Below are 24,939 nucleotides of genomic sequence, written 5' to 3'. Positions count from 1 at the left end.
ATGGCACGCACATTTAAGATCTTATCGCCTACGGCTATCCTGGGTTATGGCTTCCCGGAAGAAAGTTTTCGTAAAGCCATGGAAGAGTCACCGGATCTTATTGCTGTTGACGCGGGTTCCTCCGATCCTGGCCCCCACTACCTGGGGGCAGGTAAACCGTTTACCGACAGGGCCGGCGTAAAACGCGATCTGCGCTATATGATCGTGGCGGGCGTTAAGAACAACATCCCGGTGGTCATCGGTACCGCCGGTGGTTCTGGTGCCGCTCCGCATCTGGAGTGGTGTCGCCAGATTATTCATGAGATTGCGCAGGAAGAAAAACTGTCCTTCTCAATGGCGCTGATCCCGTCAGATGTCGACAAAGAAGTCGTTCATCAGGCGCTGGATAACGGCAAGATCACCGCCCTGGATTTCGTCCCTGAACTGACTCACGAGGCGATTGAAGAGAGCACCTACATCGTCGCGCAGATGGGCGTCGAGCCTTTCCAGCGTGCGCTGGAAGCCGGTGCGCAGGTGGTACTGGGCGGACGAGCCTACGATCCGGCCTGCTTCGCCGCCCTGCCGATTATGCAGGGTTTTGATGAAGGTCTGGCGCTTCACTGCGGTAAGATCCTTGAGTGTGCTGCTATTGCCGCCACCCCGGGCTCCGGCTCAGATTGTGCGATGGGGATCATTGACGACAACGGCTTTACGCTGAAAGCGTTCAATCCAAAGCGTAAGTTCACTGAAACTTCCGCCGCAGCGCACACCCTGTATGAGAAGTCCGATCCGTACTTCCTGCCGGGACCAGGCGGCGTGCTGAACCTGAAAGCATGTACCTTCACCGCGGTAAACGACGGCGAAGTGTATGTCAGCGGCTCACGTCATGAAGAGACGCCGTATGCGCTGAAGCTGGAAGGGGCACGTCAGGTTGGCTTCCGTTGCCTGACCATCGCCGGGACACGCGACCCGATTATGATTGCCGGAATTGACACCATTCTTGAAGAGGTACAGGCAAGCGTAGCACGTAACCTCTCGCTGAATGATGACAGTATCCGCATGACGTTCCACCTGTACGGGAAGAACGGTGTGATGGGCAATCATGAGCCGATTAAAACCGCCGGTCACGAACTGGGGATTTTACTGGACGTGGTCGCACCGACGCAGGATATCGCCAACAGCGTCTGCTCGCTGGTGCGCTCTACCCTGCTGCACTACGGCTATGAAAATCGCATTGCGACTGCGGGCAACCTCGCTTTCCCGTTCTCGCCATCTGATATTCAGAGTGGCCCGGTGTATGAGTTCTCAATCTATCACCTGATTGAAGCCAGCGATGCACTGCGTTTTGATTTTCACATTGAACAGGTCACGCCAGAAGGAGTTCAGGCATGAAACACTCAATTTGTTCACTGGCGCAGGTCATCCGTTCCAAAAATGCCGGACCGTACGAACTGGTTTTAGATATTTTATTTAAAACCAAAGAAGACTATCTGCGGGTAAAAGCCTGCGAGCAATTAACACCGCAGCTTATTGCTGGTTTATATAACGTGGAGCCTGACTTTATTCATAACATTGTCTGGTTTGACCCAGCGAATGCGGTAAAGATCGTCATGCCTCGCGATATTATTTCCGGCAACGTCGGTGACAATGATGTTTATGGCGCGCAGCAACACGCGCCATTATTAAGTATTGAGTTCGATTTGTAATAAAAAACAAAATAACAACCATTGGAGCACAGAATTCAGCGGTATCACAGTGCTTCGAAGTATTCATGCGGTTGGTCACAACAGGCGTGCGCCTGAGCTGCTGTCCCGGCTCAGGCACACGCCACCCTACACAATTTTCATTACCAGCCTTTATCCGATGGAGTACACATGAAGAAAATTAGTTTAACGAAGATGATCATATTAGGTCTGATACTCGGCATGATTGCCGGGGTGGCCATAAATAATATGGCCGCGGCTGAAACGGCAAAATCTTATGCAGCGGATATTTCTATTTTCACCACTATATTCTTACGTATGGTGAAAATGATTATCGCGCCATTGGTTATCTCCACGCTGGTTGTTGGTATTGCCAAAATGGGCGATGCCAAAACGCTGGGACGTATATTTTCTAAAACCTTTTTCCTGTTTATTTGCGCCTCTCTGGTGTCAATTGCGCTGGGTCTGGTTATCGTTAACATCTTCCAGCCGGGTGCGGGCATCAACTTTGTTCCGCATGACGTCGGTGCTGTCGCAGCCGTTAAGTCAGAACCGTTCACGCTGAAAGTATTTATCTCGCACGCGGTACCGACCAGTATCGTTGACGCGATGGCACGAAACGAAATCCTGCAGATCGTGGTGTTCTCTATTTTCCTCGGTTGCAGCCTGGCCGCCATTGGCGAAAAAGCCGATCCTATCGTGAAGGTACTGGATTCACTGGTCCACGTGATGCTGAAGCTGACTGGCTACGTCATGCTGTTCGCACCGCTGACCGTTTTTGCCGCGATTTCAGGTCTGATTGCCGAACGTGGTCTGGGTGTGATGGTGAGCGCCGGGATCTTCATGGGCGAGTTCTACCTGACGCTGGGTATGCTGTGGGCTATCCTGATTGGCCTGTCGACCATGATTGTCGGCCCATGCATCAGCCGTCTGACTAAATCCATTCTTGAACCGGCGCTGCTGGCCTTTACCACCTCCAGTTCTGAAGCCGCCTTCCCGGGCACGCTGGACAAACTGGAGAAGTTTGGCGTCTCGTCCAAAATTGCCAGTTTCGTACTGCCTATCGGTTACTCGTTTAACCTGGTCGGCTCCATGGCCTACTGCTCCTTTGCCACCGTCTTTATTGCCCAGGCGTGCAACATCGAACTGAGCATGGGCGAGCAAATCACCATGTTGTTGATCCTGATGCTGACCTCTAAAGGGATGGCGGGTGTACCGCGTGCATCCATGGTCGTTATCGCCGCTACGCTGAACCAGTTCAACATTCCGGAAGCCGGTCTGATCCTGCTGATGGGCGTCGATCCGTTCCTCGATATGGGTCGTTCTGCCACTAACGTAATGAGTAATGCCATGGGTGCTGCCATCGTGAGCCGTTGGGAAGGTGAACACTTCGGCTCAGGTTGTCGTGGTAAAGCGCCAGTGAAAACCCCGGAACAGGATCGTCCGGTTACTGAAACGGAAGTTGCTTTGTCTTAACTGTTCGATAACTGCGATCTTTAGGCCGGGTAAGGCGTTTACGCCGCTATCCGATAAGAGAGCCACACCTGATGGCGACGCGAAGCGTCTTACCAGGTCGATAAGGTTTTTCCGGTCTACGGATCTTTTTTCACAACACACCAGGAATACACAATGAATAAAACACTTCTCGGCGTCAGTCTCTTTTCTTTCAGCGTCTTGTTTAGCGCCACCACGTTCGCGCAAACCACGCCGGATTACGCCAATCTGATCGAGCAAGCACACCAGAAATTTAAAAGTAACAATGACGGAAAAGTCGCCGACTATATCCCCGCTCTGGCGACCTATAGCCCGAAAAATTTTGCCATCACTATTGCCACCGTTGATGGCAAAATCTACCAGGTTGGCGATGTCAACAAACCCTTCCCGATGGAATCCCTGAGTAAAGTCTTCACCATGGCGCTGGCCATGGAGCAGCACGGCCCGCAGGTGGTTCTGGATAAGCTCGGCGCTAATGCCACCGGCATGCCATTCAACTCAGGCTTAGCCGTTGAACTGACCAAAGGCGCACCGGAAAACCCGCTGGTTAACGCTGGCGCAATGAGTACCGTTAGCCTGATTGAAGCCAAAGACAAAACCGATCGCTGGAACAAAATCCTCGATAACCTGAACGTCTGGGCAGATGCCAAACTGACCGTTAATGAACCGGTGTTCAAATCTGAAATGGACACCAACCAGCACAACCAGGCGCTGGCAAAGCTGATGGAGTCCTACAACAGCTTCTATGGCAACACCGACGAAGCCGTTGAAATTTATACCCGTCAATGCTCGGTGGATATCACCGTTGAGCAACTGGCCAAAATGGGTGCCGTCCTCGCCAACAAAGGAAAGTCTCCGTTTAACGGCAAGCAGTTGCTGAACGAAAAGTATGTGCCGCAAGTATTGGCTGAAATGGCGATTGCCGGATTGTACGACGGCAGTGGCAAGTGGCTGTATACCGTCGGCCTGCCGGCGAAAAGCGGCGTCGGCGGCGGAATGGTTGCTGTCGTCCCAGGTGAATATGCAATAGCTGTTTATTCTCCGCCATTGGATGAAGCCGGTAACAGCGTTCGTGCCCAGAAAACTATCGAATATGTCGCTGAAGCGACTAAAGCCAACGTCTTTTTAGCGAAATAACCCCGTGCCGGATGGCGCTTTGCTTATCCGGCCAACATCAATGCGTTAATCGTAGGCCGGATAAGCAAAGCGCCATCCGGCAAACAACACGAAGAGGTGAGAAGTAAAAATGTCTAAACCATTTGTCTGGCAGGAACTCTTTGTTCAGAGTAAAGATAATACAGAATATGAATTACTCACTAACCAATACGTTACGGTAACTGAGTTAGACGGAGAGGAAGTGATCAAGGTGGCGCCTGAGGCGTTAACCTTGTTGGCACAGCAGGCATTTTATGAAGCGTCCTTTTTCCTGCGCGCCGGACATTTGAAGCAGGTCGCCAGCATTTTGCACGACCCGCAGGCCAGCAGTAACGATAAATATGTCGCACTCCAGCTGCTGCGCAATGCGGAAGTTTCCGCCAAAGGCGTCCTGCCCAACTGCCAGGATACCGGCACTGCAACTATTGTTGCCAGCAAAGGACAGCAGGTCTGGACCGGCGGCGATGACGCGGAAGCATTAAGCAAAGGCGTGTATACCACCTTCACGGAAAACAACCTGCGCTATTCGCAAAATGCCCCGTTGGATATGTACACCGAGGTCAATACCCAAACGAACCTGCCCGCGCAAATCGACATCAGTGCAACCCCGGGTAACGAATACCGCTTCCTGTTCGTCAATAAAGGCGGCGGCTCGGCCAACAAAGCGGCGCTGTATCAAGAAACTAAATCCATTCTGCAGCCGGATAAACTTACCGCCTTCCTGATCGAGAAAATGAAATCACTGGGCACCGCTGCCTGCCCGCCGTATCACATTGCGTTCGTTGTGGGCGGACTCTCCGCCGATCAATCGCTGAAAGTGGCGAAGCTGGCCTCAACAAAATATTACGATAACCTGCCAACCAGCGGCAACGAACTGGGTCAGGCGTTCCGCGATACCGCACTGGAGACAGCGTTGCTCAATGCCAGCCGCGAGTTTGGTATAGGCGCACAGTTTGGCGGTAAATACTTCGCGCACGACATTCGCGTCATTCGCCTGCCGCGCCACGGTGGCTCCTGCCCTATCGCTATGGCCCTCTCCTGCTCTGCTGACCGCAACATTAAAGCCAAAATTAACAAGCACGGTATCTGGCTGGAAAAACTTGAACATAATCCGGGCAAATTTATTCCCGATTCTCAGCGCGTAGAAAACAGCGGTCAGACCGTACAGTTGGATCTGGATCGTCCGCTGCGCGAGATCATGCAGGATCTGTCCGCGCTGCCGATTGGTACCCGACTGTCACTCAGCGGCCCGATTGTCGTTGCCCGCGATATCGCGCATGCCAGGATCAAAGAACGTCTGGATAACGGCGAACCGATGCCGGAATACATGAAAAATCACATTGTTTATTATGCCGGTCCCGCCAAAACGCCTAACAATCTGGCCTGCGGCTCAATGGGTCCTACTACCGGCGGGCGTATGGACGGTTACGTCGATGCTTTCCAGGCGGCGGGCGGCAGTTTGATCATGTTGTCAAAAGGCAATCGCAGCAAGCAGGTGACCGATGCCTGCCAGAAGCATGGCGGATTTAACCTCGGCAGCATTGGCGGCGCAGCGGCTCTGCTGGCCCAGCAGTATGTGAAAAGCCTGCATTGTCTTGAGTATCCGGAACTGGGTATGGAAGCGGTGTGGATGATGGAAGTGAAAAATATGCCCGCCTTTGTATTAGTGGATGATAAAGGCAACAACTTCTTTAGTCAGTTTGAGCAGCAGCATCGCTGCACAACCTGCCCTGCAGGACATTAAGGAGCAACAATGGAAGCGCGAGCCAATGACGACAGGCACCGCCAGCGTCAGCAGAAACTGAAAGAGCAAGTTGATACCCGCGTGGCGGCGGCAACAGAGAAGAAAGGGATTTTGATTGTCTTCACCGGCAACGGTAAAGGAAAATCCACCGCCGCCTTTGGTACAGCAACGCGCGCGGTCGGCCATGGAAAAACCGTTGGCGTCGCGCAGTTTATTAAAGGCCAGTGGGATAATGGCGAATACAACACGCTACATCCGCTCGGCGTTGAATTCCATATTATGGGCACCGGCTTTACCTGGGAAACCCAGAACAAGGAAGCGGATATTGCGGCAGCAACGGTGGTCTGGCAGGAAAGTAAGCGCATGCTCGCCGATGCGCAGTACGATCTGGTGGTGCTGGATGAATTGACGTATATGTTGGCATACCACTATCTGGATACGCAGGAGGTGATCGGCGCTATCGAGAATCGTCCTGCCGGACAGAGCGTAATCGTCACAGGCCGTGGATGCCACACGCTTTTACTGGAACTTGCCGATACGGTCAGTGAGATGCGCCCGGTCAAGCACGCGTTTGATAGCGGTATTCAGGCGCAGGTTGGCATCGACTGGTAGCGGCTCTTTTGCCGGATGGCGATGCTAACGCGTCTTATCCGGCCTACCGATCGGTGTAGGCCAGATAAGACGCACACCGCCATCAGGCAGCCGATACCACTGACTTGCTGAGTAACCAGTTACGAAATGTCTGTAAATGCGGAGATTCCGCCTTCTCTTCACGCCACGTCATAATGAATCGGTTACCGGTACGCATCGGGACATCGCAGGGAATGACCATATCACCGCAGTCCAGATCGTGCTGAATAGCAAATCGCGGTAACAACGCAACGCCCAGATTCGAGCGTACCGCCGCAATCAGCATCGAGAGCAAATCAAAGCGCGGACCTTTATTGACTAACGGACTGCTGACATCAGACAAGGCAAACCACTCCTGCCAGCCTTTGATACGCGTGCTTTGGTGCAGCAGAGGAAACTCATTCAGCAGATCATTAACAGCCAATTTGCGATCGGCTTCCGTCAGCAAACATCTGCTGCATACTGGTAAAATTTCCTCTTCGAAAAGGTACTCCACCCCAGACCATGGCGAGTAAAAATCCTCCCGCATGATTGCCGCATCGTATTCGCGATTGAGAAAATCGCCGATATTCGCCAAAGAGTGAATATTCACGATAATATCAGGGTTAAGTTTATTGAACTCACGTAAGTTAGGTATCAGCCAGTGCGTGCTAAACGTAGGATTAACCGCCAACTCAATAACCTGTACGGTCGGCTGCCAGGTCATTATGGTGGTGGTGTCACGTTCCAGTTTGTTAAGCGTTTCCTTGACGATAGTTAAATAATGCTTACCTGCCGCATTTAAAAAAATACGCTTTTTGGCATGATTAAATAGCGCTGTATTTAGAAAATCCTCCAGCGCATTCACCTGGCGAAACACAGCACTTTGTGTCAACGCAAGCTCTTCTGCTGCCCGGGTATAACTTTCGTGACGCGCAACCACTTCAAAAGTTACCAGCAACTCCGTCTTCGGTATTTTTCCTCTCATAACCTCTTCCATATGCAGCGTACAAAAAACGTTTAATTTATAAAATAAATTTCAATACACCCAGATAAACATCGAGAGTTATATTTTATTTTGTCCATTGATGTCATTGATCCAATCCATGATTTACTCACACTGAGGCGGATAAATATTAACCAATAATACGCAAGCCGGGCAGTAAACACAATTTAAATAAGGTTAAACTTGGGCAAATAGTGCTTATAAGTTCTTAATAATTTTTCAAATGATCTTGTTTATTGCAGAAAAAACTATGCGAGTTTAATCAATATTATTGCTGCGATATTTTAGGATAATTTAGTGTTATAACCACCCGGCAAACGACTGCTTTTAATCATTCCTTGATGTGGTTTCTGCCATTCTAATGTTAGACGTGATAAAGGACACAATGTGAAAACTTTCGGAAAGGTCTGGCTCGTTGGCGCCGGTCCCGGTGATATATCGTTACTCACCCTCAAAGCAATGATGTGCATTAAGCAAGCCGATGTCATTATTTACGACAGGCTGGTCAATCCTAAAATTTTGGAATGGGCGGCACCTGATTGCCAGCTCATCAATGTCGGCAAAAATCCGGGCTTTCATTGTGTACCGCAGAATGAAATCAACGCGCTGCTGGTCCAGTACGCTGAAACCCATCACCATATCGTGCGCTTAAAAGGCGGCGATCCTTACGTGTTTGGCCGGGGGGCTGAAGAAGTTGAGGATCTCGTGGAAATCGGCATACCTTTTGAAGTCGTACCCGGCATCAGTTCCACTATTGGCGGCCTGACCTGCGCCGGTATTCCGGTCACGCATCGCGATTATGCTTCTGGATTTCACGTGGTCACCGGTCATACGCGTGAAGGAAATCAGCAGCAGGACTGGCGTCAACTGGCCAAACTCAACGGTACTCTGGTTATCGTGATGGGGATCGCCAATCTGGCGTTTATTTGTGAAGAGTTGCTCATGGGGGGAAAATCTGCCGACACCCCCGCCGCTATTATCATGTCCGCTACGCGGGAGAATCAGCGCCGACTGACTTGTACGTTGGGGTCATTACTGAACAAAGCGCAGGAAGCGAACATCGTGCCACCCGCGCTGATCGTTATCGGTGAGGTTGTGACCCTAAGCGACAGACTGTCTTTTATCCCTGAAGCGCTCGCGCTACCGGAAAGCCTCTACTGCGAAAGTCTCGCGTGACGAAAAGACTGGGGTGACGTTTGATGCGCCGCCCGGAAAACACGGCAAAAGTAACTGGTTTGCGCGTACTGAAGTTTCCGGGCAATGCTGTCTATTGAATGCACAGGATCATGCAATAATTCGCCCGCTTTTTGCATTTTCTTCTGATTCACCCATGTTTTAAAATTCACTCCCTGACGTTTCTTAAAGAAGCGGCTAAAATAGTTAGCACTCAAACATACATGCGCTGCCACGGATTCAAGAGATAGCTCACTATATAAATTCTCATCAATATAACGTAGCGCTTCCATGAGTTTCTTTTCATGCCGGGAAAGCTCAGTAAAATAAATCTGCGGGGTACTTACCTTAGGGGTATTAACCATTTCATCTACCGTATTCTTTCGTTCATAATTATTAACAATAAAGTTCAGTAAGTTTGCCGACGCGGTCAATATATTATTATCCACAACAATCACGCGATCCCATGCAGCCTTTATTTCAGGGTCGCTCATCCATTGTGATTGCTCATCTATAACTATCGTTTTATATTCCTGATATTTGGCTCGTACTTGGCCACAGATAATAAAACCGCAAAGATTCCCTTCATTAATGAGTGGCATTGAGAAGAGGCTTAATCCTGCATAACAGCAGAGTATTCTTGGTTTTAGCTGTTTTAACCCTTCAAAAGCGCAATACTTATCACACTTTTGACAACTCGCTCGGTACTGTTCATTGGTACGCATGAGTGTACAGAATGCGTTAAAATTATGGCAATCCGATATCACCTTGCCTGTAACATCAATCACTACCGTCGCTAATCCTGTCGCTCTGGCAAAAACATCGGCGATGGAGAAAAAACACTGTAAGTCGTCATCCTTAATTTTCAGCGGCACGCCATCCTCCGGCAATGTTGATATTAAAGCCGGTAATATGCAGAATTTAGTCTAAAGAAAGAATGATGCTGACCGCAAAAAATAATCTCATTTGTGAAGATGATTGTGATCAAATTTCAAGATAGTGGATTGCAGAAAATAAAAAAGGCCATCATCAGATGGCCAACCATGTCGAAACGGGAACAGCCCTTGACCATATTGATAGTCAGGGCTGTTTTTTTACTTATTACTTAATTACGGTCTTCAGCGCTTCGCCGATATCAGCCAGGCTGCGTACGGTTTTCACACCAGCGGCTTCCAGTGCAGCGAACTTCTCATCCGCCGTCCCTTTACCACCAGAGATAATCGCGCCCGCATGGCCCATACGTTTGCCTTTCGGCGCGGTCACGCCAGCGATGTAGCCGACAACCGGTTTGGTCACATGATCTTTAATGTAGGCTGCGGCTTCTTCTTCCGCGCTGCCGCCGATCTCACCGATCATGACAATCGCTTCGGTTTGCGGATCTTCCTGGAACAGCTTCAGAATGTCGATAAAGTTAGAACCTGGGATCGGATCCCCACCGATGCCCACACAGGTGGACTGGCCGAAACCATAGTCAGTGGTCTGCTTAACCGCTTCATAGGTCAGCGTACCGGAACGGGAAACGATGCCCACTTTGCCCGGTTTGTGAATGTGACCCGGCATGATACCGATTTTGCATTCGCCCGGGGTGATAACGCCTGGGCAGTTCGGGCCAATCATACGCACGCCTGCTTCATCCAGCGCCACTTTCACGGTCAGCATATCCAGCGTCGGAATACCTTCGGTGATGGTGATGATCAGTTTGATGCCCGCGTTGACAGCTTCCAGAATGGAGTCTTTGCAGAACGGTGCCGGAACGTAGATAACTGATGCCGTCGCGCCGGTCGCTTCTACCGCTTCACGTACGGTGTTGAACACCGGCAGACCCAGATGGGTGGTGCCGCCTTTGCCCGGCGTAACGCCGCCGACCATTTGTGTACCGTAAGCAATCGCTTGTTCTGAGTGGAATGTCCCCTGGCTGCCGGTGAAGCCCTGGCAGATTACCTTGGTATCTTTATTAATTAAAACGGACATTATTTCCCCTCCACTGCGGCAACAACCTGCTGAGCTGCATCCGTCAGACTTTTCGCTGCAATAATATTCAGGCCGCTGTCAGCCAATTTTTTCGCGCCGAGTTCGGCATTGTTGCCTTCCAGACGGACAACAACAGGTACGTTAACGCCCACTTCCGCTACCGCGCCGATGATACCGTCAGCAATCAGGTCGCAACGTACGATACCGCCGAAGATGTTAACCAGAACAGCTTTAACATTGTCGTCAGAAAGGATGATTTTGAACGCTTCGGTCACGCGCTCTTTGGTCGCGCCGCCGCCAACGTCGAGGAAGTTAGCCGGTTCGCCGCCGTGCAGCTTAACGATGTCCATGGTGCCCATCGCCAGGCCCGCGCCGTTAACCATGCAACCGATGTTGCCATCCAGCGCAACGTAGTTCAGCTCCCACTGTGCTGCCTGCGCTTCACGCGGATCTTCCTGAGACTGGTCGCGCATTTCGCGCAGGTCAGCCTGGCGGAACAGTGCGTTGCCGTCAGCGCCCAGTTTGCCGTCGAGGCAAATCAGGTCGCCCTGCTTGGTGACAACCAACGGGTTGATTTCGATCAGCGCCAGGTCACGCTCAAGGAAGATGGTCGCCAGACCCATAAAGATTTTGGTGAACTGCTGAACCTGTTTACCTTCCAGACCGAGTTTGAATGCCAGCTCACGTCCCTGATACGGCATTGGGCCCGCCAGCGGATCCAGTGCGACTTTGTGGATCAGGTGCGGGGTTTCTTCCGCGACTTTTTCGATTTCCACGCCGCCTTCGGTAGAGGCCATAAAGACCACGCGACGGGAGCTACGGTCAACCACAGCGCCGAGGTAAAGTTCTTTACCAATATCGGTCGCAGCTTCAACCAGAATCTGATTTACCGGTTGGCCATTGGCGTCCGTCTGGTAAGTGACCAGACGTTTACCCAGCCAGTGTTCAGCAAAAGCGCGAATGTCTTCTTTGCTGTTAACGACCTTCACACCGCCCGCTTTACCGCGGCCACCAGCGTGAACCTGACATTTTACTACCCATGGACCTGCGCCGATTTTAGAGGCAGCTTCTTCGGCTTCACGCGGAGTAGTACAGGCATAACCCACCGGTGCCGGTAAGCCATAGCGGGCAAAAAGTTGTTTTGCCTGATATTCATGTAAGTTCATGTGTTCTGTCCATCCTTCAGGTAATCGTTATCTTATAACCCGTAGGCCTGATAAAGCCGCAGACCTACGGGGCAGGTGATACTCTTTATAGTTACACGTCTAACAGCAGACGCGTTGGATCTTCCAGCAACTCTTTAATGGTCACCAGGAAGCCCACTGACTCACGACCATCGATCAGACGGTGGTCATAAGACAGCGCCAGATACATCATCGGCAGGATTTCAACCTTGCCGTCTACCGCCATCGGCCTGTCTTTGATGGCATGCATACCCAGGATGGCGCTCTGCGGCGGGTTGATGATCGGCGTAGACATCAAGGAACCGAACACACCACCGTTAGTGATAGTGAAGTTCCCGCCCGTCAGATCCTCGACCGTCAACTTGCCGTCGCGACCTTTCACTGCCAGTTCTTTGATATTTTTCTCGATGTCAGCCATACCCAGCAGGTCAACATTGCGCAGAACCGGAGTCACCAGGCCGCGCGGCGTAGAGACCGCCATGCTGACATCAAAGTAGTTGTGATACACCACGTCATCGCCATCGATAGAGGCGTTGACTTCCGGGAAGCGTTTCAGCGCTTCAACCACGGCTTTCACGTAGAACGACATAAAGCCCAGACGGATACCGTGACGTTTTTCAAACGCATCACCGTACTGCTTACGCAGATCCATGATTGGCTTCATGTTGACTTCGTTGAAGGTCGTCAGCATCGCGGTGGAGTTTTTCGCTTCCAGCAGACGCTCGGCCACGCGTTTACGCAGACGGGTCATCGGAACACGTTTCTCACCCCGCGCACCCAGTGCAGGTTGAGCGGCAGGTGCGGCTGCCGGTGCTTTGGCTTCCGCTTTCGCTGCCGGAGCTTTAGCCAGATGTTTTTCAACATCTTCACGAGTGATGCGGCCGCCGACGCCGGTACCATTAATGGCGCTGGCTTCGAGGTTATGCTCACCCAGCAGGCGACGAATCGCCGGGCTCAGGGCATCGTTATTCTGCTCGGAGAGCGAGGCCTGCTGGCGCTGCGCCGGAGTAGAATCTTTTTCTTCAGACTTGGCGCTGGTCTCTTTCCCGGCGCTGTTACCTTCACGCAGGCGACCGAGGATCTGGCGAGACGTGACGGTTGTCCCTTCATCTTCCAGAACCGCATCAAGAATACCGTCCGCTGATGCCGGTACTTCCAGTACCACTTTGTCAGTTTCGATTTCTACCAGCACTTCATCGCGCTTAACGCTATCGCCCGGTTTTTTATGCCAGGTCGCTACGGTTGCGTCAGCCACAGATTCAGGCAGGTCGGGAACAAGAATATCTACGCTACTCATTATTTATCCTTTATTTAATCGACGTTCAGCGCGTCATTTACCAGATCTTGTTGCTGCTTCTGGTGAACGGACATATATCCTACTGCCGGTGAGGCAGAGGCCGGGCGACCTGCGTAACGCAGAGCAGACCCAAATGGAATCACTTCACGGAAATGATGCTGGCTGCAGTACCATGCGCCCTGGTTGAGCGGCTCTTCCTGGCACCAGACAAAATCATGTACGTGAGCGTACTGTTTCAACACGTCCTGCATCGCTTTATGCGGGAACGGATAAAGCTGTTCGATGCGCACAATGGCAACATCTTTCTGACCATTCTTGCGGCGTTGCTCCAGCAGGTCGTAATAAACCTTACCAGAACACATTACAACGCGCTTCACGCCTTTCGGATCCAGTTCATCAATCTCGCCAATGGCTGGCAGGAACGCACCGTTAGCCAGTTCGTCCAGCGTGGACACCGCCAGCGGATGACGCAGCAATGACTTCGGTGACATCACCACCAGTGGACGGCGCATACCGCGCAGCGCCTGACGACGCAGCATGTGGTACACCTGAGCCGGGGTAGACGGGACGCAAACCTGCATGTTCTGCTCGGCGCAAAGTTGCAGATAACGTTCCAGACGCGCGGAGGAGTGCTCCGGACCCTGACCTTCATAGCCGTGCGGCAGCAGCATCACCAGACCACACATGCGGCCCCATTTCTGCTCGCCAGAGGAGATGAACTGGTCGATAACCACCTGTGCGCCGTTGGCGAAGTCGCCAAACTGTGCTTCCCAGATGGTCAGCGTGCGCGGCTCAGCCGTGGCATAGCCGTATTCAAATGCCAGTACCGCTTCTTCAGACAGCACGGAGTCCCATACGCGGAACGTGCCCTGACCGTTATGCACATGCTGCAACGGCGTGTAAGTTGAACCGTTCGCCTGGTTGTGGATCACCGCGTGGCGGTGGAAGAAGGTCCCGCGACCGGAGTCTTCACCCGACAAACGCACCGGAATGCCTTCGTCTACCAGCGTGGCATAGGCCAGATTCTCAGCACCACCCCAGTCGAACAGCTTCTCGCCTGCGGCCATCGCCTGACGGTCACCGTAAATCTTGGCGACGCGCGACTGCATTTCAACCGCTTCAGGTACGGTACTGATGCGTTTTGCCAGTTCCTGCAAACGCTTCATTTCAACCTTGCTTGGGTAGTTTTCGTCCCATTCGTGGTTGAGGTACGGTGACCAGGTGAAGGAGTGCATATTCATTGGACGCCACTCTTTCACCACGCATTCACCCGCATCCAACGCATCGCGATACAGGTTGACCATTTCGGTCGCGTCTTCCAGCGTAACAACTTTATCGGTTTCCAGTTTGTCAGCGTAGATTTTGCGCGGCGTCGGGTGCTTTTTAATTTTCTGATACATCAGCGGCTGGGTTGCGCTCGGCTCGTCGGCTTCGTTATGGCCGTGACGGCGGTAGCACACCAGATCAATGAACACATCGCGTTTAAAGGTATTACGGAAATCCAGCGCCAGACGCGTCACGAAAGCAACCGCTTCCGGGTCATCCGCATTGACGTGGAAAATCGGCGCCATCACCATCTTACCAATGTCGGTGCAGTACGGCGTGGAACGCGCATCCAGTGGGTTAGAGGTGGTGAATCCGACCTGGTTGTTGATAACGATACGAACGGTGCCGCCGACTTCGTAGCCGCGCGCTTTGGACATGTTCAGGGTTTCCTGAACCACGCCCTGCCCGGTTACCGCTGCGTCACCGTGAATAGTGATCGGCAGCACTTTATTGCTGCTCGGCTCATCCAGTCTGTCCAGACGCGCACGAACGGAACCGATAACCACCGGGCTGACGATTTCCAGGTGCGACGGGTTAAACGCCAGCGCCAGGTGAACCAGACCGCCTTCGGTTTCGATATCCGATGAGAAGCCCATATGGTACTTCACGTCGCCGGTGCCGAGGTGTTCTTTATGTTTGCCCGCAAATTCGTCGAACAGCTCTTGTGGGCGTTTGCCCAGCACGTTCACCAGCACGTTCAAACGACCGCGGTGTGCCATGCCCAGAACCACTTCACGCGTGCCGCTGTTGCCGGCATGGCGGATCATCTCTTTGAGCATTGGAATTAACGCATCACCACCTTCCAGCGAGAAGCGTTTTGCGCCCGGGAACTTGGCCCCCAGGTAGCGCTCCAGACCTTCTGCTGCAGTCAGTTCACTGAGGAAACGTTTTTTCTCTTCACCGCTGAACGCCGCGCGACCGGATTCGATACGCTGTTGAAGCCAGCGTTTCTCTTCGGTGCTGGTGATATGCATGTACTCGGCGCCAATCGGGCCGCAGTAGGTTTGCTTCAGTGCTTCCAGTAACTCGCCCAGCTTCATCGTATCTTTGCCACCGGCAAAAGAACCGACGTTAAAGCTTTCCTGAAGATCGGCTTCGGTCAGATCGTGGAAAGACGGATCCAGATCGGCCACGTTTTCTTGCTGCCACAGTCCCAGCGGATCGAGATTCGCATGCTGATGGCCGCGGAAACGGTATGCGTTGATGAGCTGCAGGACTTTAACCTGCTTCACATTGGCATCAGGGTCGGAAATAGAAGAAGAGTGACGTGGGGTGGCCAACGCCTGACGACGGAAATAATCACGCGTTTTTGAATGGAGTTGATCCGGTTTGACTCCGGTACCAGGTAACTGCTGGAACGTCGAACGCCAGTTAGCATCTACCGAGTCAGGGTCGGTTAAGAAGTCTTCATAGAGCTGTTCTATCCAACTTTGGTTCGAACCAGAGAGGTAAGAAGAGTCCAACCAGGCTTTCAAAGCGCTGTTCTGCATCGTGATCCCTTAAGCATCTTTTCTGCTTATTTAATACTCTAAATAGTTCACGTTTCAGGAAGGCGGCAAGCTTGCGAATCCCCGGGAGCTTACATCCAGTAAGTGACCGGAGTGAGCAAGTGCAGCCAACGCACATGCAACGTGAACTATGACGAGTATTTTCGCCGTGGATACTACCACGCATACGCGTATGCGTGCCGGGGTTCACTTGCGAGCTCTTTTGTCATATTGGCTCGCGAAGGAACCTTTAAAAACTGTCAGAGATAAGAGGCAGTTTTTAGAGGTTTCCTACACTTACTATCGCCTGATGGCGCTTCTCTTATCAGGCCTACGGGATTGTACCTGTAGGCCTGATAAGACGTTTACGTCGCCATCCGGCAACAACGACTTATGCACTACGCTTCAGCAGCATCGACTTAATATGGCCGATGGCGCGCGTCGGGTTCAGCCCCTTAGGACATACACTGACGCAGTTCATGATGCTATGGCAGCGGAATACGCTGAAAGCGTCACTTAAACCTTCCAGGCGGCTGTCGGTCTCGGTGTCGCGACTGTCAATCAGGAAGCGATACGCAGCCAGCAGACCCGCCGGGCCAACAAACTTGTCCGGATTCCACCAGAATGACGGGCAGGACGTTGAGCAGCATGCACATAAAATACATTCATACAGCCCATCGAGCTTCTCACGCTGCTCAGGCATTTGTAAATGCTCACGAGCCGGTGGATTTTTCCCATTATTCAACAAGTAAGGCTTAATCTTCTCATACTGTGCGTAGAATTGCCCCATGTCTACCACCAAATCGCGCACCACCGGTAAACCCGGCAACGGGCGGATGACAATTTTTTTGCCCGGCTGATTCAGCGCAGAAATAGGTGTGATACAGGCCAGACCATTTTTGCCGTTCATGTTCAGACCGTCGGAGCCACAAACGCCTTCACGGCAAGAGCGACGGAACGACAGTGACGGGTCTTTTTCTTTCAGCTGCATCAGTGCATCGAGCAGCATCATGTCGCGACCTTCTTCCGCTTCCAGGGTGTAATCCTGCATATGCGGAGCATCGTCTACGTCCGGGTTATAACGATAAACTGAAAACTCGAGTTTCATTGTCCTGTCTCCGCATTAATAAGTACGAATCTTCGGCGGGAATGCCGGGCGCAGTTTCGGTTCCATGTTGACCTGACGTCGTGTCATGGATTCCGATTCTGGCAGGTACAGGGAATGGCACAGCCAGTTTTCATCGTCACGTTCCGGGAAGTCGAAGCGACTATGTGCGCCACGGCTTTCAGTACGGAAGTTTGCAGACACCGCCGTGGCGTAAGCAGTTTCCATCAGGTTATCCAACTCCAGACACTCAACGCGCTGGGTGTTGAATTCGCTGGAGGTATCATCCAGACGGGCGTTTTTCAGACGCTCGCGAATCGCTTTCAGCTCTTCCAGACCTTTCGCCATCGCGTCACCTTCACGGAATACCGAGAAGTTATGCTGCATACATTCCTGCAGCGCTTTGCGGATGACCACCGGATCTTCGCCGTCACGGTTACCGTTCCAGCGGTTCAATCGTTCCAGAGAAGCATCAATCTCATCTTCTGTGGCATCGCGAAGGTCGCCCTGCTCGGCAATAGATTCCTGCAGATGCAGACCCACCGCACGACCGAACACCACCAGATCCAGCAGCGAGTTGCCGCCCAGACGGTTAGCGCCGTGGACCGATACGCAGGCGATTTCGCCCACCGCAAACAGCCCAGGGATCACCACGTCTTCGCCCTGCTCGTTCACGGTCAGCGCCTGACCGGTTACCTTGGTCGGCACGCCGCCCATCATGTAGTGGCAAGTTGGGATAACCGGAATAGGTTCTTTCACCGGGTCAACGTGGGCAAAGGTACGGGAGAGTTCAAGGATGCCCGGCAGACGGGACTCGAGAACCTCTTTACCCAGATGGTCGAGTTTCAGCTTGGCGTGTGGGCCCCATGGACCGTCACAGCCACGACCTTCGCGGATTTCGATCATGATGGAACGCGCCACCACGTCACGACCCGCCAGGTCTTTCGCATTCGGCGCATAACGCTCCATAAAGCGCTCACCGTGTTTGTTCAGCAGGTAACCGCCTTCACCACGGCAGCCTTCGGTGACCAGAACCCCTGCCCCGGCGATACCGGTTGGGTGGAACTGCCACATTTCCATATCCTGCACCGGTACACCGGCACGGATTGCCATACCTACACCGTCACCGGTGTTGATGTGCGCGTTAGTGGTGGACTGGTAAATACGGCCAGCACCACCGGTCGCCAGCACGGTGGCACGGGCTTTGAAGTAAACCACTTCACCGGTTTCGATACACAGCGCGGTACACCCGACCACTGCGCCATCGGCGTTTTTCACCAGATCCAGCGCGTACCACTCAGAGAAAATAGTGGTGTGGTTTTTCAGGTTCTGCTGATACAGCGTGTGCAACAGCGCATGACCAGTACGGTCAGCGGCCGCTGCGGTACGTGCCGCCTGCTCGCCGCCGAAGTTTTTCGACTGGCCACCAAACGGACGTTGATAGATGGTGCCATCGTCGAGACGCGAGAACGGCAGGCCCATATGGTCCAGCTCCAGAATCGCTTCCGGACCGGTCTTACACATATATTCAATCGCGTCCTGGTCACCGATATAGTCCGACCCTTTGACGGTGTCGTACATGTGCCATTCCCAGTTATCTTCATGGGTATTACCGAGCGCCACGGTGATGCCACCCTGTGCAGACACGGTATGGGAACGGGTCGGGAACACTTTGGAGAGCAGCGCACAGGTCTGGCCGCTCTGGGAAATTTGCAGCGCCGCGCGCATACCTGCGCCACCGGCACCAATCACAACAGCATCAAATTCTCTGACTGGCAGTTTCATTACACACCCCACACCACAACGAATCCATAAATGACGTAAACCACCAGTGCAACGACAATTGCCAGTTGCAGAATCAGGCGCACGGCCAGTGGTTTAACGTAGTCGGTCAACACCTGCCACATGCCAATCCAGGCATGAATCAAGATAGAAAACAGTGCCAGCAGGGTGAAGACTTTGGTGAATGCCGATGAGAAGAAACCGGTCCAGATTTCCCAGGTCAGCGTGCCACTGGTGGCGAAGAAGCCGACCATATAGATGATGTATAACGTCAGAACGATAGCGGTAGCACGGACCAGAATGAAGTCATGTACGCCGTTGCGTCCTAATGCGGAGGCGTTGCTTACCATACGAGGACTCCTGCGAGAAGTGAAAGCACGACAATGATTACAAAAGAAATTTTGGCGGAACGCGTCCCTGCTTCGAGGGTTTCTTCGATGTAGCCAAAATCCATCAACAGATGGCGAATGCCCATGACGGCGTGGTAGGCCAGCGCGATCAGAATTCCCCACAGAATTAACTCCACAAAGACGTTATTCATAATGGAAGATGCCGCGAGGAAACCTTCAGGGGAGGAAAGGCTGGTACCCAATAACCACAGCAGTATCCCGACCGCCACGAAGGTGATCACTCCAGATACGCGATGGAGAATGGACGCTATCGCCGTGATTGGGAACCGAATCGTTTGCAGATCCAGATTGACAGGTCTTTGTTTTTTCACATTTCTTATCATGAATAACGCCCACATGCTGTTCTTATTATTCCCTTTGGACTTCGGGTACAGAAGATGAAGACTCCTGCGCCTGAAAGACGACGGGGTTTCCTTCCTCCGGTCTGCGTGCGGGTCAGACAGCGTCCTTACTATAACTACGCGTCATATAAAACACTGCTTCCAGTTGCTAAAACGACACGTTACAACGCTGGTTGGCTCGGGATTGCAGGGTATTCCGGAGACCTGGCGGCAGTATAGGACGTTCACAAAATCATTACAATTAACCTACATATAGTTTGTCTGGTTTTATCCCGAACAGTGACATAGGTCACGATAACAACATTATTTTAATTTTTAATCATCTGATTTGACAATCATTAAACAAACTTGTTACAAACAACACCAGAAAAAGCATATAATGCGTAAAAGTTATGGGGTCACTCTTTCACCGATGAGTAAGTTATGTAACAGTGTGGAAAGGTTGACCAATGAATTCAGGACAGTTATTAGTGTAGACAGGTTTAATAATTCGGATTGCTAAGTTGTTGATTTGTTACTAATTCACCATGAGTTAACTGATTTACCTGCAAGCGCCCATTGCTCTGTACCCTGGTTTTCTCCTCTTTCGCAGAGCGGCGAGCCGAATAACAAAGTGGTAACGGTTGATTGATGTATCGAAAGCAAGTCTGACTTCTGCAGTCTTAAGCAATAAGGCGCTAAGGAGACCGTAAATGGCTGATACTAAAGCAAAACTCACTCTAAACGGTGATACTGCTATCGAACTGGATGTGCTAAAAGGCACGCTCGGTCAGGACGTTATTGATATTCGTAGTCTTGGCTCAAAAGGCATGTTTACTTTTGACCCAGGTTTCACCTCTACCGCATCCTGCGAATCCAAAATTACGTTCATCGACGGTGACGAAGGTATTTTGCTGCATCGCGGCTTCCCGATTGACCAGTTGGCGACCGAGTCCAACTATCTGGAAGTGTGTTATATCCTGCTGTACGGTGAAAAACCGACGCAGGAAGAGTACGACGAGTTCAAAACCACGGTCACTCGCCATACCATGATCCACGAGCAGATCACCCGTCTGTTCCACGGTTTCCGCCGCGACTCCCACCCGATGGCCGTGATGTGCGGTGTCACCGGGGCGCTGGCTGCGTTCTACCACGATTCGCTGGATGTGAATAATCCGCGTCACCGTGAAATTGCCGCCTTCCGTCTGCTGTCCAAAATGCCGACTATGGCCGCGATGTGCTACAAATACTCCATCGGCCAGCCGTTTGTTTACCCGCGCAATGACCTGTCTTACGCCGGTAACTTCCTGAACATGATGTTCTCCACGCCGTGCGAAAAATATGAAGTGAATCCGATCCTGGAACGCGCAATGGACCGTATTCTGATCCTGCACGCCGACCACGAACAGAACGCCTCAACCTCTACCGTACGTACCGCGGGCTCTTCTGGCGCTAACCCGTTTGCCTGTATCGCTGCCGGTATTGCTTCCCTGTGGGGACCGGCACACGGCGGCGCAAACGAAGCCGCACTGAAGATGCTGGAAGAAATCAGCTCAGTTAAACACATTCCTGAATTTGTGCGCCGCGCGAAAGACAAAAATGACTCTTTCCGCCTGATGGGCTTTGGTCACCGTGTTTACAAAAACTATGACCCGCGCGCTACCGTGATGCGTGAAACCTGCCATGAAGTGCTGAAAGAACTGGGCACTAAAGATGATCTGCTGGAAGTGGCGATGGAGCTTGAGCACATCGCGCTGAACGACCCGTACTTCATCGAGAAGAAACTGTACCCGAACGTCGACTTCTACTCCGGTATCATTCTGAAAGCGATGGGCATTCCGTCTTCCATGTTCACCGTAATCTTTGCCATGGCGCGTACCGTTGGCTGGATTGCTCACTGGAACGAAATGCACACCGACGGCATGAAAATCGCCCGTCCTCGTCAGCTGTACACCGGCTACGACAAACGCGATTTTAAAGCTGATATTAAGCGTTAATTCTCTGCCTGACAGCACTATCGATTATCCGGCCTACGCTTTTTTTCCGTAGGCCGGATTTAATCCACATCTTGCTATGCCCGGCACATTCTTTCTCTTTCTTGACTCCCGTTGTTTTCATCCTGCTTTCTCTATGATTTACTGAGTGTTACTTAATGATACTCAGGAGCATGGGATGCCTGTTTTGCAGTGGGCCGCATTGTTTGTGCAGTCATTACTTCTTTCCCTGCTCTTGCTGTTTATCCATCTCCCGGGCCCATTGCTGCTCGGTTCGATGATCGTCGGTATCATTTTTAGTATGCGCGGGATCTCCCTGCACCCTCCCCGCTGTACCTTTCTTGCCGCTCAGGCCATTCTCGGCTGCATGATTGCGCAAAACCTCACCGGCTCCATTTTTACAACGCTGGCGGCACACTGGCCGGTGGTGATTGCCATCCTGCTGGCGACCCTTATCTCCAGCACCGCAATAGGCTGGCTGTTGGTTCGCTACAGTAAGCTGCCGGGCAATACCGGCGCGTGGGGATCTTCACCCGGCGGTGCGGCGGCAATGGTTGCGATGGCCCAGGAATATGGCGCCGATATCCGTCTGGTGGCGTTTATGCAGTATCTGCGCGTGCTATTGGTGGTTGGCGCTGCGGCACTGGTCACCCGACTGGTAATGGGCGATCGGGCGCAAGCGGTCAGCGAGCAAATGGTCTGGTTTCCGCCGCTGAGCAGCAATTTGTTCAGCACCCTGTTGCTGGCCGTGGTGGCTGGTACTGCCGGACGCTTACTGCGTATACCTTCAGGCGTGATGCTGCTGCCGATGCTGGCTGGCGCGCTGCTGAACGCAGGCGGCGTGATGGTGATTGAACTGCCGGAATGGCTGCTGGCGATAGCCTATATGGCCATCGGTTGGCAAATTGGTCTCGGTTTTGACAAGCAGATCTTTTTTATGGCGCTGCGCCCGTTGCCGCAGATCCTGTTGTCCATTTTTTCACTGATGGCGATTTGCGCCGCTATGGCCTGGGGACTGGCGCATTACATGCAGATAGATTTTCTCACTGCCTATCTGGCGACCAGCCCAGGCGGAGTGGACTCCGTCGCGGTAATTGCCGCAGGTAGCCACGCCGATATGGCGCTGATCATGGCGATGCAAACCCTGCGACTGTTCAGCATTTTGCTCACCGGGCCGGCCATCGCCCGCTTTATCTCGGCACATGCGCTGAGAAAACCGCCGTCTTAACGCGGGGCGTTAATCCGGGTGCCCAATCTCCGTCACGGTCGTTCCGGATTTATCCACGGTAAACATAAACTCGGTCATACCACCCGGAAAATTCTGCGTAATATGCAGATTGTTTTTGCCTTTCCAGACATATTCCACGAGATCCGTATCCCCAAGATTTTCTATTTTACGATCCTTACCTGGGGTCAACGTGGGTGTCAGGTTTTGACGGTCCGACCGTGCTTTTCTCAGTGCCTGATACGTTTCTTCCAGCGTCATGGCCGGATAAAAACAACGAGTCTGGGCTCCGTGTTCATAAATATAATCCATATCCCGCGGCCCGGACTCACATTGAGGGGCTACCGATTCAGCAGCACTGGCCGACGCGGCAAAGAAACCGGCTGTTGCGATAAGTAAGGCGTTACAAAAAAAACGATTAACATCCATATTCCACTCCTGCTCATCACCTTGAGAGATTCAGGTGATCTTATTCGACATATCCCTCTGCATCACCGGGACCGCGTCATGTTATGTTATTTCTGACAACCCGGACACCAGTAAAATGGTCTTGACGACAGCATCGTTTTTTCAATAATCCCGCCGCATCGCTCGCAGGCTTCACCGTCGCGGTGAAAGACTTTAAAGCGAAACAGCGCCCCGTGATGCTTATTCTCATCAGCCAGTCCACGAGTGTTATAGGATAAACGCGGAATATCGAGCAGCGCCTGTGCCAGCATATTAAGCTGTTGATCGCTCAGCTGCGACGCTTTATGTTGCCCCGTCAGCCCAACCTGCCAGAGAATTTCGACCCGCAGATAGTTACCCAATCCGGCAAGAAACGCCTGATCCAGCAGCAGGCCAGAAAACTGCCGGTTGCGAAAGCGCGGTGACAGCAGACGTGCCTTAACCTCATCAACCGTTAAACGCAGATCCAGGACGTCCGGCCCCACTCGCTGCAGAAAGGGGTGAGTGGTGAGCTGTTCTGGCGTCAGCATTTCGATATCCGACGCGCTATAGAGCAGGATAGTTTTATCGGCGGTTTGCAGCCTGACGCGCAGCACCCGGGTAGTCTCCGGGATATTCCCCGTGTCCACTACCCGCCAGACGCCGTACAGTTGATTATGGCTATATAACGTCAGACCATTGGAAAAATGGGTGAGTAAGGCTTTACCCCGCGTTTCGAGCTGGGTAATACGCTGCCCAATCAGTTGAGATTGATACGGTTTTAACTGCTCAAAGGCAAACCAGACATCCGTCAACGGTTTGCCTTTGACTGCCGCCTCCAGGGTATCCGCCGCGCGGCGGATCTCCGGGCCTTCAGGCATAATACTGTCCTTTGTTAATGTGTTGCACCGCCCGTCACGGCGATATCGCGCTCCACCTGTAACGCCGTGACGATGGCGATTTCCAGCGCACGACGCACCGTATCACTCGCCATACTTGGCGCACCAGGATGCTGTGCGGCCTGCTGTGGCAGATACGGGATATGAATAAACCCGCCCTTCACTGCCGGTGTGTCGCGTAGTTTGTGCAGCAGGCCATACATCACGTGGTTACAAACGAAGGTACCTGCGGTTTGCGAAACCGAGGCCGGAATACCGGCGCTGCGCATGGCCGTCACCATGGCTTTGATCGGCAGTGTGCTGAACCACGCCGCCGGGCCATCGGCCACAATCGGTTCATCTACCGGTTGCTGGCCACGGTTATCCGCAATACGCGCATCGTCCACGTTGATAGCAACGCGCTCTACGGTGATGTCCGTACGACCTCCGGCCTGACCAACCGCCAGCACCAGCGACGGTGACAGCGCGTCAATCGCACTATTGAGCACTGCCAGAGATTCACCAAATACGCACGGCAGCTGGCGCGCCACGACGCGGCATCCCGCGATGATAGCATTGTCGAGCCCCGAGACCACTTCCCAGGAAGGGTTAACTGACTCGCCACCAAAGGGTTCAAATCCGGTGATTAATACCGTTTTCATCCTTCCTCC

Annotated in this window: 22 protein-coding genes; 9 read left to right on the top strand and 13 right to left on the bottom strand. The window is 52.5% G+C overall.

The annotated features are described in order from the left end of the window. The 6 genes from QNN86_RS04935 to cobO all read left to right on the top strand — a co-directional run bounded on the left by QNN86_RS04935 (position 1) and on the right by cobO (position 6,687). The gene (locus QNN86_RS04935) at positions 1-1,371 is read left to right on the top strand and encodes an acyclic terpene utilization AtuA family protein (protein WP_135322621.1); all 1,371 of its coding nucleotides are present in this window, start codon (positions 1-3) and stop codon (positions 1,369-1,371) included. Further along, the gene (locus QNN86_RS04930; protein WP_096757829.1) at positions 1,368-1,685 is read left to right on the top strand and encodes a DUF4387 domain-containing protein; all 318 of its coding nucleotides are present in this window, start codon (positions 1,368-1,370) and stop codon (positions 1,683-1,685) included. Before QNN86_RS04935 ends, QNN86_RS04930 begins: the two co-directional genes overlap by 4 nt. A gap of 168 nt (positions 1,686-1,853) precedes the next feature. Then, positions 1,854-3,158 carry a dicarboxylate/amino acid:cation symporter gene (locus QNN86_RS04925; protein WP_181618935.1) on the top strand — a complete coding sequence of 435 codons (1,305 nt, stop codon included), beginning with the start codon at positions 1,854-1,856 and terminating at the stop codon, positions 3,156-3,158. A gap of 153 nt (positions 3,159-3,311) precedes the next feature. Further along, on the top strand, positions 3,312-4,313 hold the full coding sequence (glsA, locus tag QNN86_RS04920) for a glutaminase A (RefSeq protein WP_181618934.1): 1,002 nt from the start codon (positions 3,312-3,314) through the stop codon (positions 4,311-4,313). Positions 4,314-4,422: 109 nt separating this feature from the next. After that, positions 4,423-6,075 carry a class I fumarate hydratase gene (locus QNN86_RS04915; protein ID WP_181618933.1) on the top strand — a complete coding sequence of 551 codons (1,653 nt, stop codon included), beginning with the start codon at positions 4,423-4,425 and terminating at the stop codon, positions 6,073-6,075. Positions 6,076-6,084: 9 nt separating this feature from the next. Further along, positions 6,085-6,687, top strand: coding sequence for a cob(I)yrinic acid a,c-diamide adenosyltransferase (gene cobO / locus QNN86_RS04910; RefSeq protein WP_181618932.1), 603 nt, complete (start codon positions 6,085-6,087; stop codon positions 6,685-6,687). An 82-nt stretch (positions 6,688-6,769) separates the two neighbouring features. On the opposite strand, the gene QNN86_RS04905 is transcribed toward cobO, so the two are convergent. After that, positions 6,770-7,672 carry a LysR substrate-binding domain-containing protein gene (locus QNN86_RS04905; protein WP_115259042.1) on the bottom strand — a complete coding sequence of 301 codons (903 nt, stop codon included), beginning with the start codon at positions 7,670-7,672 and terminating at the stop codon, positions 6,770-6,772. Between the two features lie 405 nt (positions 7,673-8,077). On the opposite strand from QNN86_RS04905, the gene cobA reads away from it, so the two are divergent. Next, positions 8,078-8,866, top strand: coding sequence for a uroporphyrinogen-III C-methyltransferase (gene cobA, locus QNN86_RS04900; protein ID WP_181618931.1), 789 nt, complete (start codon positions 8,078-8,080; stop codon positions 8,864-8,866). On the opposite strand, the gene QNN86_RS04895 is transcribed toward cobA, so the two are convergent. The 9 genes from QNN86_RS04895 to sdhC form a co-directional block, all read right to left on the bottom strand. Then, on the bottom strand, positions 8,845-9,738 hold the full coding sequence (locus QNN86_RS04895) for a PocR ligand-binding domain-containing protein (protein WP_182270161.1): 894 nt from the start codon (positions 9,736-9,738) through the stop codon (positions 8,845-8,847). The two genes, cobA and QNN86_RS04895, sit on opposite strands and share 22 nt — an antisense overlap. 226 nt (positions 9,739-9,964) lie before the next feature. Further along, the gene (sucD, locus tag QNN86_RS04890; RefSeq protein ID WP_115259045.1) at positions 9,965-10,834 is read right to left on the bottom strand and encodes a succinate--CoA ligase subunit alpha; all 870 of its coding nucleotides are present in this window, start codon (positions 10,832-10,834) and stop codon (positions 9,965-9,967) included. Next, positions 10,834-12,000 carry an ADP-forming succinate--CoA ligase subunit beta gene (gene sucC / locus QNN86_RS04885; protein ID WP_096757838.1) on the bottom strand — a complete coding sequence of 389 codons (1,167 nt, stop codon included), beginning with the start codon at positions 11,998-12,000 and terminating at the stop codon, positions 10,834-10,836. The genes sucD and sucC overlap by 1 nt, the downstream gene beginning before the upstream one ends. A gap of 91 nt (positions 12,001-12,091) precedes the next feature. Further along, positions 12,092-13,315, bottom strand: a complete 1,224-nt coding sequence (gene odhB, locus QNN86_RS04880; RefSeq protein ID WP_117342254.1) for a 2-oxoglutarate dehydrogenase complex dihydrolipoyllysine-residue succinyltransferase — start codon at positions 13,313-13,315, stop codon at positions 12,092-12,094. Between the two features lie 14 nt (positions 13,316-13,329). Beyond that, a complete protein-coding gene (gene sucA, locus QNN86_RS04875) occupies positions 13,330-16,131 on the bottom strand; it encodes a 2-oxoglutarate dehydrogenase E1 component (protein ID WP_181618929.1) in 2,802 nt (933 codons plus the stop codon). Positions 16,132-16,519: 388 nt separating this feature from the next. Next, complete coding sequence (sdhB, locus tag QNN86_RS04870) at positions 16,520-17,236, bottom strand: succinate dehydrogenase iron-sulfur subunit SdhB (protein WP_115259048.1); 717 nt, start codon at positions 17,234-17,236, stop codon at positions 16,520-16,522. A 15-nt stretch (positions 17,237-17,251) separates the two neighbouring features. Further along, positions 17,252-19,018 (bottom strand): succinate dehydrogenase flavoprotein subunit, encoded by a 1,767-nt coding sequence (gene sdhA / locus QNN86_RS04865; RefSeq protein ID WP_181618928.1) that lies wholly within the window; start codon positions 19,016-19,018, stop codon positions 17,252-17,254. Then, on the bottom strand, positions 19,018-19,365 hold the full coding sequence (gene sdhD / locus QNN86_RS04860) for a succinate dehydrogenase membrane anchor subunit (protein ID WP_115259050.1): 348 nt from the start codon (positions 19,363-19,365) through the stop codon (positions 19,018-19,020). The genes sdhA and sdhD overlap by 1 nt, the downstream gene beginning before the upstream one ends. Continuing rightward, entirely contained in the window at positions 19,359-19,763 is a 405-nt protein-coding gene (gene sdhC / locus QNN86_RS04855) for a succinate dehydrogenase cytochrome b556 subunit (RefSeq protein WP_170975189.1), read from the bottom strand. The genes sdhD and sdhC overlap by 7 nt, the downstream gene beginning before the upstream one ends. Positions 19,764-20,458: 695 nt before the next feature. Between sdhC and QNN86_RS04850 the strand changes: the two genes are divergently transcribed. Together QNN86_RS04850 and QNN86_RS04845 are read left to right on the top strand one after the other, a co-directional pair. After that, entirely contained in the window at positions 20,459-21,742 is a 1,284-nt protein-coding gene (locus QNN86_RS04850) for a citrate synthase (RefSeq protein WP_115259051.1), read from the top strand. A gap of 175 nt (positions 21,743-21,917) precedes the next feature. Beyond that, entirely contained in the window at positions 21,918-22,967 is a 1,050-nt protein-coding gene (locus QNN86_RS04845) for an AbrB family transcriptional regulator (RefSeq protein ID WP_279277110.1), read from the top strand. Between the two features lie 9 nt (positions 22,968-22,976). Here the strand turns inward: QNN86_RS04845 and QNN86_RS04840 are convergent, their stop codons facing one another. The 3 genes from QNN86_RS04840 to pcp all read right to left on the bottom strand — a co-directional run bounded on the left by QNN86_RS04840 (position 22,977) and on the right by pcp (position 24,930). Further along, positions 22,977-23,393 carry a hypothetical protein gene (locus tag QNN86_RS04840; RefSeq protein ID WP_279277111.1) on the bottom strand — a complete coding sequence of 139 codons (417 nt, stop codon included), beginning with the start codon at positions 23,391-23,393 and terminating at the stop codon, positions 22,977-22,979. A gap of 86 nt (positions 23,394-23,479) precedes the next feature. Further along, entirely contained in the window at positions 23,480-24,271 is a 792-nt protein-coding gene (gene nei, locus QNN86_RS04835) for an endonuclease VIII (protein WP_279277112.1), read from the bottom strand. A gap of 14 nt (positions 24,272-24,285) precedes the next feature. Continuing rightward, positions 24,286-24,930: a pyroglutamyl-peptidase I gene (gene pcp / locus QNN86_RS04830; protein ID WP_279277113.1), complete on the bottom strand. Its 645-nt coding sequence runs from the start codon at positions 24,928-24,930 to the stop codon at positions 24,286-24,288. Positions 24,931-24,939 lie beyond the last annotated feature (9 nt).

It is taken from the genome of Citrobacter sp. C348 (assembly GCF_047467975.1).
Lineage (GTDB): Bacteria > Pseudomonadota > Gammaproteobacteria > Enterobacterales > Enterobacteriaceae > Citrobacter > Citrobacter gillenii.
This window is presented reverse-complemented; position numbering and strand designations above follow the sequence as displayed.

Excerpts from the sequence above, each read along its gene's own strand:
- sdhB (WP_115259048.1), bottom strand. The coding sequence starts at position 17,236 with ATGAAACTCGAGTTTTCAGTTTATCGTTATAACCCGGACGTAGACGAT.
- sucD (WP_115259045.1), bottom strand. The coding sequence starts at position 10,834 with ATGTCCGTTTTAATTAATAAAGATACCAAGGTAATCTGCCAGGGCTTC.
- sdhD (WP_115259050.1), bottom strand. The coding sequence starts at position 19,365 with ATGGTAAGCAACGCCTCCGCATTAGGACGCAACGGCGTACATGACTTC.
- QNN86_RS04840 (WP_279277111.1), bottom strand. The coding sequence starts at position 23,393 with ATGGATGTTAATCGTTTTTTTTGTAACGCCTTACTTATCGCAACAGCC.
- QNN86_RS04915 (WP_181618933.1), top strand. The coding sequence starts at position 4,423 with ATGTCTAAACCATTTGTCTGGCAGGAACTCTTTGTTCAGAGTAAAGAT.
- QNN86_RS04850 (WP_115259051.1), top strand. The coding sequence starts at position 20,459 with ATGGCTGATACTAAAGCAAAACTCACTCTAAACGGTGATACTGCTATC.
- QNN86_RS04925 (WP_181618935.1), top strand. The coding sequence starts at position 1,854 with ATGAAGAAAATTAGTTTAACGAAGATGATCATATTAGGTCTGATACTC.
- QNN86_RS04930 (WP_096757829.1), top strand. The coding sequence starts at position 1,368 with ATGAAACACTCAATTTGTTCACTGGCGCAGGTCATCCGTTCCAAAAAT.
- QNN86_RS04845 (WP_279277110.1), top strand. The coding sequence starts at position 21,918 with ATGCCTGTTTTGCAGTGGGCCGCATTGTTTGTGCAGTCATTACTTCTT.
- odhB (WP_117342254.1), bottom strand. The coding sequence starts at position 13,315 with ATGAGTAGCGTAGATATTCTTGTTCCCGACCTGCCTGAATCTGTGGCT.
- pcp (WP_279277113.1), bottom strand. The coding sequence starts at position 24,930 with ATGAAAACGGTATTAATCACCGGATTTGAACCCTTTGGTGGCGAGTCA.
- glsA (WP_181618934.1), top strand. The coding sequence starts at position 3,312 with ATGAATAAAACACTTCTCGGCGTCAGTCTCTTTTCTTTCAGCGTCTTG.
- sdhA (WP_181618928.1), bottom strand. The coding sequence starts at position 19,018 with ATGAAACTGCCAGTCAGAGAATTTGATGCTGTTGTGATTGGTGCCGGT.
- sucC (WP_096757838.1), bottom strand. The coding sequence starts at position 12,000 with ATGAACTTACATGAATATCAGGCAAAACAACTTTTTGCCCGCTATGGC.
- nei (WP_279277112.1), bottom strand. The coding sequence starts at position 24,271 with ATGCCTGAAGGCCCGGAGATCCGCCGCGCGGCGGATACCCTGGAGGCG.
- sucA (WP_181618929.1), bottom strand. The coding sequence starts at position 16,131 with ATGCAGAACAGCGCTTTGAAAGCCTGGTTGGACTCTTCTTACCTCTCT.
- sdhC (WP_170975189.1), bottom strand. The coding sequence starts at position 19,763 with ATGTGGGCGTTATTCATGATAAGAAATGTGAAAAAACAAAGACCTGTC.
- QNN86_RS04935 (WP_135322621.1), top strand. The coding sequence starts at position 1 with ATGGCACGCACATTTAAGATCTTATCGCCTACGGCTATCCTGGGTTAT.
- cobO (WP_181618932.1), top strand. The coding sequence starts at position 6,085 with ATGGAAGCGCGAGCCAATGACGACAGGCACCGCCAGCGTCAGCAGAAA.
- QNN86_RS04905 (WP_115259042.1), bottom strand. The coding sequence starts at position 7,672 with ATGAGAGGAAAAATACCGAAGACGGAGTTGCTGGTAACTTTTGAAGTG.